The following is a 12,783-nucleotide window of genomic DNA, read 5'->3' on the forward strand; positions in this document are numbered from 1 at the left end:
AGAGAAGGGGATGTCCCGCCCCCTGTGTGGGCAAGGACTGGTTGGGGGGATGCCTTGCCCTATCCAGGAAGCCATACAATTTGGGGGGAAGGCTCCTGGACCACTTACCCAAGGTAAGAATCTCACGCAGAATCACTACGTACCTTCATGATACGCCGTTTTCCCGCGCGACGAGCCTCTTGTCGGGATCGAACCGACGACCTGCCGCTTACAAGGCGGCCGCTCTGGCCATCTGAGCTAAAGAGGCGGCTGTTCCGCCGACATGGAGTCGACCGAACAAATGACTAGCATACCAGCAGATGGCGCGCGGTCAATTCCGTTGCGCCGTGGCGTTGGCGGATTGTCCGCGCCCGCGGCTGATAGTACCCGTTTACGGTAGAAACCGTGGTGAAGCTTGACGCTGTGCGCGAACTCACTCGGTGGTGACGGAGATGGGTTCGCCATCGGCGCCGATGGATGGCAGCTCGCCGGCCACGCCGACCTGGTCGGCGTCAAGTCCGATCGACTTGAGGAATCCGTCGACGATGCTCATATCGGCCAGCGACAGATCGCTTAACGACCAGTAGGTGCCGTTGATCGTCAAGGTGGGCGAGGAGAACGAACCGGAGGACGAGAACAGCTCCTCGCGGCGGATCGTGTAGGTATCCGAGGCCTTCAGCCACTCCTGATACTCGTATTCGCCGCTGAACGCCGCATCGGCGACCTCGCTGCTCACGCCGGCGTTGATGGCCTGCTCCTTGAGCTGCTCGTCGCTGACGGAGGTGTAGTCGTCCAGCTCGCCGGGCTGGAAGTCCTCGGCGTAGATGTTGGCCAGATAGCCCAGCAGATGGTCGGGGTCGTCGTCATGCTCGGCGATGTACACGGCCGCGTTGAACGCGCGGGTGGAGTATTCGTCGGTGCTCTTGGAATCCTGGAAGGTCATGAAATGCAGATCAAGGTTGAGCTGACCGGCGTTCATCAGTTCGATCAGGGTGGGGTCGAGCTGGCGGTTCACGCTGGCGCAGCCGGGGCACAGCGGCTCCATGTAGATCGACAGGGTCGGCACGTTATCGACCTTGGTGCCGTAGCCGTTCTGGGAGATGAGGAATCCTCCCTGGTCGTCGGCGTTCGCGGGCTTGTCGCTCACCTGCTGCAGCGCGTCGTACGCCTCCTCGACCGTCACGCTGGAGCTTTGCGCGTCGGCGTCGCTGGAGTGGGTGGCGCGCCAGACCGCGAATCCGGCGATGCCCACCAGCACGATGATGATGATGACCACCACCAGTCCGATGATGGTCTGCTGCTTGCGTTCCCTTTCCGCCTGTTCGGCGCGGGCCTGTTCGGCGGCCGCCTCGGCCGCGCGACGTTCGGCGCGGGTGGCGCGCTTCGCCTGACGCTTCTGATCTGCCATGACATTCCTCCCGTACGTCTGTTCGCCCCCATGATAACGGCAGATGCCGTATTATGCCTCGGCCGAACGCGTGCACGGTGTGAATATGGTATGGAAATCGTGTGAATTCCGGGTTGGCAGTGGGGCGGGTACGAGAAGGAAGGATATGGGTTGTGGTGCGCAAGGGGATCTGTGGGCGGCGGGATGGTCTGGCAGGATGGTCCGGCAGAATGGCGTGACGCATAGCGCGGCAAGGGAACGGGTGGTCGGACGGGGCGCTTCAGAGCGAGGACTCGGGCGGCGCGGCTTGCGTGGCCGCTGTTCCCGTCGTGGTCTTGTCCGCTCGCCGCCCGCCGCGCAGCGCGCCGGCGCCGAGCCGCACCATCATGGAACGCGGACCGAACACGGTCAGCAGCCATCCCACCGTCGTGGCGCAGGCCAGCGTCAGTCCGGTGTACGACAACGCGGTGTCGGTGAGGGTCGGCAGCGGAATCACCCATCCGCCCACGGACAGGTCGACCATGGCGTACGGCAGATCCAGCGCCCACACGCCTGCGGCCGTCAGCGCCACGACGATCAGCGCCATCGCCAGCGCGCGCGGTATGGCGGCCAGCAGCCCCTTGAGCAGATGCCAGGGCAGAGCGGCCACGCGCAGCATCGTATCGGTGCCTTTACGCGCGCCGCCGCGTTTGGACTCGCGTTCCAGCTGGGATGCGGTGTTGTATCCGGCGGTGAGCAGCAGCCACAGCAGCGCCGCGGCCGCGATCAGCGCGGCCTGCGGCAGCGGCATGGCCAACACCGCCAAGGGCAGCGCGAGCACGAAAAGAGGCAGAACGCCTCGCTTAAGCAGACGGCCACGCCGCACGTCGGCGGGATTGACGGCCGGAGCGAGGGCGATCGCCTCGGTGGGCACCGATTGGGCGGCCTGATCGATCACGCGCTGCAGGGCCGGTCGGATCGTCGGATCCACCGCCGTGGGTGCGGGATCGGCGGGATTCCACGACTGTTGCCCTTGTACCGGTATCGACGCGGGCGGTTGCGCCGCCGGCAGCACGGCGGTGGCACCGGCCTGTTCGAGTGGTGTCGTCGCGCGCGGCATCACCGCCGTTCCCTCGAGCCGTCGCGCCCGCGGGTCCATCGCGGTGGTCGCGGCCGTTTCTTCCAGCGTGACGGTGTCCGCATCGCCCGCATCGCCAGTGTGGGTCGCATGGGTCGCGGCCGTCTCGCCCATCGCCTCGGTGCGGATGATGTCGGCGTCGTCCTCGTCGCGCCACAGCATGCGGGGATTGACGTCCGATACGAGAGCAGAGGCCGCGGCACCTGCCGCGGAATGCTCAAAAGGGTGCACCACCTCCGCAGACTCGCCGGTACGGTCGCCTCCGTCAAGCGGCCGCAAAGCGTCCACGGCGATGGCGTGCAGCAGTTGGTCGGGGGAGCACCGTTGCGTGCGATCCGGCGCGAGGGCGGAGCGGAACGCGGCCATCGTGTTCGCGGGCAGCCCGGTGAGATTGGGGTTGCCGGAGGCGGCGCGCTCCAGCACCGCCATCATCGGCTTGGTGCCGAATACGGGGGCACCGGTGGCGGCGAACGCCAACACCGAGGCCACCGACCACCAGTCGGTCTGCTCGTCCGATTCCGCGCCGTCGATGATCTCCGGGGCGATGAATCCGGGAGTGCCCATCACCAGACCGGTGCGGGTCACATGGCTTTCGCCCGCGCCCATGGCGATGCCGAAATCAACCAGCACCGGGCCGGAGGCGCTCACCATCACATTCGTGGGTTTGATGTCGCGGTGCACCAGTCCGGCGGCATGCACGGCCTTGACCGCCTCGATCAGCTTGCGCGCCAGACGTTCGAGGTCGTCGCCGGTGTAGCGGCCGTTGACGGCCACGTCGTCCCTGAGGTTGCGGCCGTCGATGAGTTCGGTGACGATGAACGCCAGCGAGTCGTCCAATTCCATATCGACGATGCCGCACACGCCGGGGTGTGAGACCTTGCGCAGCGCCATCGCCTCGCGTCGCAGTCGCTCGCGCGCGGTGACATGCTCCTTGAGATTCGGATCCTGCACAGCGGCCGACCGCGCGTCGTCATCGGCCAGCGAGTCGCGCAGGATCTTCATCGCATAGGACTGCCCGCCGCCGTCGACGACGCGCCACACCGATCCCATGGCACCCGCCCCCAAGCGGGAGACCAGAGTGTAGCCGCCGACCATGTCGCCCGGTTCGAGATTCAACGCACTGAGATCGCTCATGCCTCTATTGTTGCACCGTCGGTGCGAATTTCAGCTGATTCTGGCCAGAGGCAGAGGAATCAGCACATGCAGCTCGAACCAGTGGTTCTGTGGCGTGATGGTCAGTTCGCCGCCATAGGAGCGGGCGATATGGCGGATGGATTTGACGCCGAAGCCGTGGGCGGTTTTGTCGCGTTTGGTGGTGGTCAGATTGCCGATGGCGTCGTGTTTGAGCGGCGCTTCGAAGTAGTTCTCCACACGGACCACCACGAATTGGCCCTGTTGGAACAACGCGAGCTTGATGATGCGCCGTTCGAGGTCCGCGACCCGGCTCGCCGCCTCGATGGCGTTGTCGAGCGCGTTGCCGAACAAGGTGGCGATATCCATCGAATCCATACCGGCGAGCAGTTTGCCGTCGGCCACGGCGGTGAAGGTGATGCCGCGATCGGCGCAGGTGCGTGTTTTGGTGGTCAGGATCACGTCGAGCACCGGATTGCCGGAATGCTGCTGGGCGCTGTATTCGTTCACCGAGGCCTCCAGCCGTTCGAACTGGGCCGAGGCCTGCTGCGGATCGAGTTCCGCACGCAGGGCGACGATCTGGTGTTTGAGGTCGTGCGCCAGCCTTCCCATCGCCTCGATGTTCTCCTTGGACTGCAGATATTCGGCATGCTGGCTTTGCAGACTGGCGTTGATGGAGGCGAGCTCCAGCGTGGCTCGGGTCTGCCGGATCTGCTCCTGCTGGGCGTAGAGGATGAGGAATCCGCACAGATCCACCAGCGTACGGATATAGAACACCTCCTGGCCCACGGTGCCGGAGAACGGAGTGTTGGTGGAGACGAAACTCAGATTGCTCATCGCGAAGGTGATGATGGTGATGATGCTGGTGGTGACCGCATCGCGCATGGTGGGGGTTATCGTCTCATCGCCGCGGAAGCTGTGTCGTTCCGCCAGCCATGCGCCGGCGAAGCAGATGCCGTAGATGCCGATAAGCGCCAGAACGGGTTGCAGACGCCAGAGCGGCGCGCTGCTGGGGCGGATGAACGAGTCGATCTGCCAGTGCAGCGAGGCGACCATCTCGGCGAGCACGAAGGCCCGGGCGGTGAGGAACAGCGCGGTGCGTTTGCCGATGCCCGACGCCAAGCGCACAATCGCCCACATCGCCGCGAACGCCAGGCACATGCCGAGGATCCAGAATGTGATGGGCAATGTGCCGGCGAAATACTGCAGGCCGATCAGCACCGCCAGCCCGAGCGCGCCCATGCACAGGGTGCGTCGCAATGAGACGGTGCGCGGCACCACGGCCACGTACACCATGCAGGCGAGCCATTCGCTGATGGCCGTGTAGATGCGGGGGATGTCCGGCAGGGCGTTGGTGATTTCGACGGTCATCGTCCGGTACCCACGTGATTGGTGAGCGCGGCGAGGAACTCCTTCTTACGTGGGCGGCTGATGCGCAGCGTCTCGCCGGTGGACATCACGCAGTCGGATTCCTGCACGCCCGTCACATGGTCGAGGTTCACCAGATAGCACGAGTTCGAACGGAAGAAGCTACGGCCCTCCAACTGCTCCTCAAGTTTTTTGAGGCTGGAGGAGATGGAGAGCTTGCCGCTGAGCGTGTGGATGACGATGGTATGGCGGATCGACTCGAAATAGACGATGTCGGCCAATACCAGCCGCAGCGACGACGTGCCGGTGTCCACCAGCATGGATTCGTCGGTGTTGCGCCTCACCTGGGCGATGGAACGCGCCATCTCCTGCTGGAATCCGAACCAAGGCACGGGCTTGAGCAGGAAGCTCAGCGCGCCCACTTCGTAGCCGTTGATGGCGTATTGGGGGGCGGAGGTGATGAACACGATCACCACCGAGTCGTCGCGTTTGCGGATCTCGCGGGCGGCGTCGATGCCGTCCATCTGCTTCATCTGGATGTCCATCAGCAGGATGTCGTACATGGGCACGTAGTTCTCCGCGATCTTCGCGCCGTCGTCGAAGACGGATACGGTGAACCGCTCGCCGGATTCCTCCTGATAGCGGTTGAGATAGTCCAGCAGACGCTGGCAATGGGTGGGGTCGTCCTCGACCACACCAATACGTATCGCGCGCATAACATTCCTTTCTGCCTCCACTAAGCCTAGGCCATGGCCTGCCGATACAGGGCCGCAACGGGTGCGGGACGGGGTTGTGTAGCATGAACGCGCCGATACGCATGCGTTATGGCATAAGTGGTCGTTTTGATGACAGATTATGCATCGGAACCGACAGGTTGGGCGTGTCTTTGGTGAACCGAACGTGGAATTTGTTTGAATCGTTACCAAGGCATGAGGATGTGTCGTCATTGCGGACTTCCACAAGAACAGCGAGGATGCATGTTCCTTCTGCCCCTGCAATGCAATGAGAAATGGAGGAGACATACCATGCTTTCCATCAACATGGCTGATGTCATGAACGTCATCGGATCGTTGACGCCGTACCTGATCGCCATTGGCGTGTTCCTGGTGCTCGGCATCATCGTGACGTTCGCTGTGAACAAGAAGACCGTGCAGAACGTCGGCGTTCGCAAACTGGTCCATTCCGAGTCCTGGCTCGTGGTGCTTGTGGCCGTGGTGGCCTCGGTGTCCATGATGCTGACCGGTCCGCTGGCCACGCTGCTCAACAACGCCACCGTCACCAAGTACATGCTTTCGGACGACACCGTCGCCGCGGCCAACGATCTCGCCAAGGACGTCGAGGCCGAGGCCATCACGATGCTGAAGAACGAGAACGACACCCTGCCTCTGGCCGACAAGAACGTCAACGTGTTCGGCTGGGGCGTCACCCAGCCCGTCTACGGCGGTACCGGCTCCGGCTCCATGTCCGACCAGTACGAGACCACCTCGATTCTGCAGGGCCTGGACGAGGCCGGCTTCACGGTGAACGAGGATCTGATCAACCTGTACACCGAATACCGCGCCGATCGCCCGGTGGTGGGCATGTGGGCCCAGGATTGGACCCTGCCTGAGGTTCCGGCCGCCCAGTACTCCGATTCTCTGATCGAGGACGCCAAGGCGTTCTCCGATGAGGCCGTGGTCGTCATCACCCGTGTGGGTGGCGAGGGGGCCGATCTGCCGATGGATATGACCGCCGAAGGCATCACCTACACCAACAATTCCGAGGACTACGCCGACTTCGAGGCCGGCGAGCACTTCCTGCAGCTGAGCCAGACCGAGCAGGACATGATCGATCTGGTCACCTCGAACTTCGAGAACGTCACGCTGATCTACAACGGCGCGAACACCTTCCAGCTGGGCTTCCTGGACGACTATCCGCAGATCTCTTCCGTGCTGTGGGTGCCGCCGGCGGGCCAGACCGGCTTCTCCGCCCTGGGCGAGGTTCTCGCCGGTGACGTGAACCCCTCCGGCAAGACCTCCGACACCTTCGTGAAGGATCTCACCCAGCAGGTCACTTACAACAACTTCGGCGATTTCGCCTACGACAACGTCGACGAGCTGGCCGCTTCCGTGACCGGCTTCACCGGCGAGACCACCGAGGTGACCCCGAACTTCGTGAATTACACGGAGGGTATCTACGTGGGTTACAAGTTCTATGAGACGGCTGCCGACGAGGGCGCGATCAACTACGACGAGATGATCGCCTTCCCGTTCGGCTATGGCCTGTCCTACACCACCTTCGAGCAGGAGATGGGTGATGTGACCTACTCCGGCGGCACCGTCTCCTTCGATGTGACCGTCACGAACACGGGCGACACCGCGGGCAAGGAAGTCGTCGAGGTCTACTACAACCCGCCGTACACCAACGGCGGCATCGAGAAGTCCTCCGTGAACCTGGTGGACTTCGAGAAGACCGACCTGCTTGAGCCGGGTGAGTCCCAGACCGTTTCGATCGAGTTCGAGGACGACGACATGGCGTCCTACGATTCCGAGAACGCCGAGGCCTATGTGCTTGAGGCGGGCGATTATGTGGTGTCTATCAACTCGGATTCCCACACGGTGATCGATGAGCAGACCGTGACGGTCGATGAGACCATCACCTATGACACCGAGGACAACACCCACGACGGCGACCAGACTGTGGCCACCAACCAGTTCGAGTACGCCGAGGGCGACGTGACCTATCTGTCCCGCGCCGACGGTTTCGCGAACTACGCCGAGGCCACCGCCGCGCCGACCAACTACAGCATGTCCGATGAGGACAAGGCGACCTTCATCAACAACGACATCTACGATCCGGCCGACTATAACGACGACTCGGATGAGATGCCGACCACCGGTGCTGACAACGGCGTGCGTCTGGCCGACCTGTACGGTCTGGACTATGACGATCCGCTGTGGGACGAGATGCTCGACCAGCTCACCGTCGACGATATGGACAACCTCATCGCCAACGGCGGCTATGGCACCCCGGCCATCAACTCCATCGGTAAGATTCAGATGACCGACGCCGACGGCCCGGCCTCGCTGAACAACAACTTCACCGGCGTGGGCTCCATCGGCTTCCCGGCCTCCACGGCATTCGCCTGCACTTGGAACCGTGATCTTGCCCGCCAGTTCGGCGACATGATCGGCCAGATGGCCCACGACATGCACGTGGCCGGCTGGTACGCTCCCGCCATGAACATCCACCGCTCGGCCTTCTCGGGCCGTACCTTCGAGTACTTCTCCGAGGATGCCCTGCTCTCCGGCGTGATGGCCGCCGAGCAGACCGCCGGTGCTCAGGAACAGGGTGTGTACGTGTTCATGAAGCACTTCGCGCTCAACGACCAGGAAACCAACCGTACCGAGATGCTGTGCACTTGGGCCAACGAGCAGTCGATCCGTGAGATCTACCTCAAGCCCTTCGAGATGAGCGTGAAGGATGGTGGCGCTACCGCCGTCATGAGCTCCTTCAACTACATCGGCACCAACTACGCCGGCGCGACCGCTGCCCTGCAGCAGACCGTGCTGCGCGACGAGTGGGGCTTCCGCGGCATGGTGCTCACCGACTACTTCGGTGGCTATGGCTACCAGAACGCCGATCAGCTGATCCGCAACGGCAACGACATCATGCTGGCCACCACGGACATCACCAACCATGTGACCGACACCTCGGCCACCTCGGTCCAGGCGATGCGCACCGCGGCCCACAACATCCTGTACACCACCGCTAACGGCTGGCAGTACGCGGATGGCGAGCCGGAGACCACGACTCCGATCTGGCGCACGGCCATGTATGTGGCTTGGGGCGTGACCGCGGTCCTGTTCCTCGGCCTGAGCGCTCTTGCGATCAAGAAGTTCCTCGATCGCAAGAAGGCCGCCACCATCGAGGTCCAGGCCTGAGCCTGAATTCCCGCCCCTAACGGTCGGGAATCCAACCCAGTAGCCATACGGGCGGCATCCGGAACCATCCGGGTGCCGCCCGTTTCGTTGCTATCTGGCCCTTTCGTTCGTCATCTTCGCTCCGCCTAGGTCGGCCCTGACGGGCCGTCTATATTCCATGACATGGCTTGCGCCATGTCATGCGGAGCCTGTAATCCCAAGTAATCCCTCCGTCATCCCGAGCGGAGGCGCAGCCGGAGTCGAGGGATCTCCAATCCTCTGTCATCCCGAGCGAAGTCGAGGAATCTCCGGGATGTTTCGACTCCGCTACGCTCCGCTCAACGTGACGGAAGCCGTCATTCCAAGCGAATCCCTTTCGTCATTCCGAGCGAAGTCGAGGAATCTCTTTCAGATTATTCCTTTCGAACCAGCCGATATCTCTGTTTGGGGCTGCGATTGGGTTCGGTCGGTTCGATTAGCCCCTGTTCGATCAATGCATTGATATGGTTGATGACGGTGGGGCGTGACATGCCGGAGGCCGCCGTAATCTCGCGCGACGATGCCGAGCTGCGTTCGCCGAGCAGTGTCAGGATTGCCTCGTCCAGATTGTTGGCCGCCATAGGATTGCGTTCGGAGGCGCTCAGGCGACGTTTTTCGAACGTCAAACTGAATGCCGTCAAGCTATTGCGTGGTTGTGGTGGTGGCATGAGCGCGGCGGCCAGTTCCGCAGTGATGACCTGATATCCCGTTCCTTTGTTTTCCACGATGAATCCACCGTCTGGATCTGGGGTGCTTTCCAGAATGGTGGAGAGGAATTGGTTGCGCGAGGAGGAGAGGCCGAATGTGCCGATGTTTTCTATGGTGACGGCACCATATAATCCGCCTGGATTAAGGATTTCCAAACGGTCTGCGTAAAGATTGACCTGCACCTGCGCCCCTCGTGCGTCAGGCGAATAATCACGATGCATCAACGCGTTGGCAACTGCTTCGCGTACCGCTTTTTGCGGGTAGTCCGGCACATCGCGGCGGAACGTGCCTCCGATCACGGCTCCAGTGCGCATATTGCGGGTCACGGCGGCGATTGCATCGTCAATCATGACCGGAATGGGACCGATTAATGTGCGTGCGTCTAGGAAACGTCTCTCGTCACTCACGGTTTCGGTTTTGGTCACCCCCGGAAACGCAGTGAACGTGATGTTGAGACGTGGAAAAAATTGCTGAGGAAATGTCCCTAACGCCAACAATCCTCCCAGCGTCGGGCGCATCGCTCCGTTATCGTTGCGCAGCACATGCAGACTGGTGAGAATCGATTGGTCGTCTCGCGTTGCGAATACGCGTGGATGTAGAGTGCGCTGTCGTACGAGCAGTCCGTTGACGAGCGTGGCATCGAGGTCGTCGATGGTTGCGCCGGGCACGACTTCATCGTCATAAGTCGGTTGTTGGCGTGATTCAAGTAGCCTGTCAACCTCGTATGCCGTCAGACGGCGGTCTCCGTCGCCGCTGCGAATGAACGATCCTTGGTAACGGCCGCGTTCTGTGACATAGCACGGTTTGTCTTTTGCCGGCATCTCGTCGATATGGGCCACCAACACGTCAGAGCCTTCAAAAGGAACGATTTCCAACAACGGGCGTACCACTGGCGTCAGTTTTCCGCACGCTGCCACAAATCCTTCCTGTGCGCGTCGGGCGTCGAAGCCCTTGGCGGGGATGAATCCTTCTTTCTCGGAGATGCCAAGCACCACCGTGCCACCACCCTCATTCGAGAAGGCGGATAGGGTATCGGTAAGCGTCCTTGGTATTCCGCCGACCGATTCCTTAACCTCGCAAGTCTGTGTGTCGTTGCCTATCTGTCTCATGTGAGCTATGAGTTTGTTCAATTCTTGCTCGCCCATGGCATACTCCTGCGTGTGACAACTTGATAATCAACATAATAACAAACTTAATACTTTCTATCGGTTTAACATGATAAGTATTAAGTAAGTAGAAAGTTGATAGAAAGTCCTATTCAGGATGGGGTTGCTTGACAACGGCGAGCGACATTCGAAATCCTCCTTCCGTCATTCCGAGCGGAGGCGCAGCCGTAGTCGAGGAATCTCCGGGATGTTTCGACTCCGCTACGCTCCGCTCAACATGACGGAAGCCGTCATTCCAAGCGAATCCCTTTCGTCATTCCGAGCGAAGTCGAGGAATCTCGTCCCTTACTGCCGTATGCGATTCACACATCCGATGGCCCATAGCGGCACGTTGGTCAGCCAATCCTCGCGGTGGTATTCGGCGAGACTGGTCCGGACGGACATGGGGATGTCGTATTTGGCCACGGCGACATGCAGGCTTTTCGCTCGCAGATTGCGCTCCGCCTTGACCTCGATGGGCAGGATCATGCCGTTGCTGCTGATGACGAAATCGACTTCGGCGCGACCGTCAGGATTCGCCCAGTAGTATGGCTGGAATCCTTGGGCGATAAGTTGTTGGCAGACGTATTGCTCGGTGAGCGTGCCCTTGAATTCGGTGAAGAGCGAATCGTCGGAGAGCACGGTCGACGCGTCGATTCCGGCCATGGCTCCCATCAGTCCGACGTCAAGGGCGTAGATTTTGAAGGCGTGGGCATCCTCATACGCCCGCAACGGTTTGCGCATGGCGTTCACGCAGGGAACACGATGGGCGATTCCATAATCGGTCAGCCATTGCAGGCTGAACTCATACTCCCGGGCTCGGGCACCGGTTCGTATCAAGTTGTATACAAACTTGCGGTTCTCCTTCGCGAGCTGTGCGGGCAACGATTGCCAGGTGCGTCTCGTCCGTTCCGCGGTGTTGGGGCTGTCCGAGTGTTTGGAGAAGTCGTTGTCGTAGGCGGTGAGGATTTCAAGCTGCCGCTGCCTCGCGGCGGTGAAATCCTTGTCGTGCAGATAGCGGTCCACGATTTCCGGCATGCCGCCGACCAGCATGTACTCCCTAAGCAGACTTGTCGCCATATCGGAGAACAGTGGCGATATCCATTCGAGATCGTCAAGTGCCGCTGTCTCTATCGCGTCCACGATTTTCGTTTCGCCGGCATTCCGAAGATATTCCGTGAAGCTGAGCGGATGTAGCGTCATCATGTCCACTTTTCCCACGGGGAAGGATGTGCCTGGATGCAACGCCACTCCCATGGTCGAACCCGTGGCGATGATGTGCTGTTCGCGTGCGTCTTCGCAGAAGTATTTCAACGCGGTGAGGGCGCGCGGGCATTCCTGTACCTCGTCGAAAACGATCAGAGTCCTGCCTGTTTCGACGGTTTGGCCGGCGAGCACCTCCATTTTGCGAATGAGCTGCGCAGGATTCAGGCTGCCTTCGAACAACGACGAGGCGCTCTGGTCGTTCATGAAATCGAGGCGAAGAACGCTGCCGAATTCCTGCCGTCCGAACTCCGTGGCGATCCATGTTTTTCCGACTTGTCTTGCTCCGCGCAGCAGCAGAGGTTTGCGGTCGGGGGAGCTCTTCCAAGCGATGAGGTCGTTCATCAAGGCTCTTTGCAACGCCATTATCTCCGCCCTTTCATCCTAAAACGTGTAGGTTTACACATTTTATCATCCTAAAATGTGTAAACCTACACGTTTTAGGATGGAACATGTTTTATGTGCGTCGACTTGATGGCCAACATACCAATGAACTTAATACTTTCTATCAAGTTGATGTATTAAGTATTAAGTTGATAGAAAGCTGAGGAAATCCCTATGCGGCATGGGTGGTCGCTTGATAAAGTCGAGCGACATTCGGAATCCTTCGGGCGCTATCCGGTTTCGTCTCTCCGGTTGGGCGTTCCTTCTGTTCGTCGTTCGTTAGTCGGTGAGGTGGCGCGGTTGCTGATGAATCGGTATCCAATGGGCGAAGAGCAGGTTGCGGATAACGTAGCGTGCCTT

At 60.8% G+C, this 12,783-nt stretch carries 7 protein-coding genes and 1 tRNA gene; 1 reads left to right on the forward strand and 7 read right to left on the reverse strand.

Annotation, left to right across the window (positions count from 1 at the left end; all coding sequences use genetic code 11):
• Positions 1 to 173 precede the first annotated feature (173 nt).
• From BE0216_RS07710 to BE0216_RS07730, 5 genes are all read right to left on the reverse strand, one after another.
• Positions 174 to 247, reverse strand: a tRNA-Thr gene (locus BE0216_RS07710).
• Positions 248 to 412: 165 nt separating this feature from the next.
• Entirely contained in the window at positions 413 to 1,387 is a 975-nt protein-coding gene (locus BE0216_RS07715; protein WP_094637483.1) for a DsbA family protein, read from the reverse strand.
• A 259-nt stretch (positions 1,388 to 1,646) separates the two neighbouring features.
• Entirely contained in the window at positions 1,647 to 3,617 is a 1,971-nt protein-coding gene (locus BE0216_RS07720) for a serine/threonine-protein kinase (protein ID WP_094637482.1), read from the reverse strand.
• A gap of 30 nt (positions 3,618 to 3,647) precedes the next feature.
• On the reverse strand, positions 3,648 to 4,985 hold the full coding sequence (locus BE0216_RS07725; protein ID WP_094637481.1) for an ATP-binding protein: 1,338 nt from the start codon (positions 4,983 to 4,985) through the stop codon (positions 3,648 to 3,650).
• The gene (locus tag BE0216_RS07730) at positions 4,982 to 5,698 is read right to left on the reverse strand and encodes a LytR/AlgR family response regulator transcription factor (protein ID WP_094637480.1); all 717 of its coding nucleotides are present in this window, start codon (positions 5,696 to 5,698) and stop codon (positions 4,982 to 4,984) included. The genes BE0216_RS07725 and BE0216_RS07730 overlap by 4 nt, the downstream gene beginning before the upstream one ends.
• Before the next feature lie 309 nt (positions 5,699 to 6,007).
• Between BE0216_RS07730 and BE0216_RS07735 the strand changes: the two genes are divergently transcribed.
• Entirely contained in the window at positions 6,008 to 8,905 is a 2,898-nt protein-coding gene (locus BE0216_RS07735) for a glycoside hydrolase family 3 N-terminal domain-containing protein (RefSeq protein ID WP_094637479.1), read from the forward strand.
• Positions 8,906 to 9,297: 392 nt separating this feature from the next.
• Here BE0216_RS07735 and BE0216_RS07740 read toward each other — a convergent pair whose 3' ends face one another.
• The gene (locus tag BE0216_RS07740; protein ID WP_094637478.1) at positions 9,298 to 10,776 is read right to left on the reverse strand and encodes an ATP-binding protein; all 1,479 of its coding nucleotides are present in this window, start codon (positions 10,774 to 10,776) and stop codon (positions 9,298 to 9,300) included.
• A gap of 306 nt (positions 10,777 to 11,082) precedes the next feature.
• Positions 11,083 to 12,384 (reverse strand): ATP-binding protein, encoded by a 1,302-nt coding sequence (locus tag BE0216_RS07745; RefSeq protein WP_226805739.1) that lies wholly within the window; start codon positions 12,382 to 12,384, stop codon positions 11,083 to 11,085.
• Positions 12,385 to 12,783 lie beyond the last annotated feature (399 nt).

The sequence above is a fragment of the Bifidobacterium eulemuris genome, from assembly GCF_014898155.1.
Lineage (GTDB): Bacteria > Actinomycetota > Actinomycetes > Actinomycetales > Bifidobacteriaceae > Bifidobacterium > Bifidobacterium eulemuris.

Coding starts and splice junctions, on each gene's coding strand:
- BE0216_RS07715 (WP_094637483.1), bottom strand. CDS start 1,387: ATGGCAGATCAGAAGCGTCAGGCGAAGCGCGCCACCCGCGCCGAACGT.
- BE0216_RS07720 (WP_094637482.1), bottom strand. CDS start 3,617: ATGAGCGATCTCAGTGCGTTGAATCTCGAACCGGGCGACATGGTCGGC.
- BE0216_RS07725 (WP_094637481.1), bottom strand. CDS start 4,985: ATGACCGTCGAAATCACCAACGCCCTGCCGGACATCCCCCGCATCTAC.
- BE0216_RS07730 (WP_094637480.1), bottom strand. CDS start 5,698: ATGCGCGCGATACGTATTGGTGTGGTCGAGGACGACCCCACCCATTGC.
- BE0216_RS07735 (WP_094637479.1), top strand. CDS start 6,008: ATGCTTTCCATCAACATGGCTGATGTCATGAACGTCATCGGATCGTTG.
- BE0216_RS07740 (WP_094637478.1), bottom strand. CDS start 10,776: ATGGGCGAGCAAGAATTGAACAAACTCATAGCTCACATGAGACAGATA.
- BE0216_RS07745 (WP_226805739.1), bottom strand. CDS start 12,384: ATGAACGACCTCATCGCTTGGAAGAGCTCCCCCGACCGCAAACCTCTG.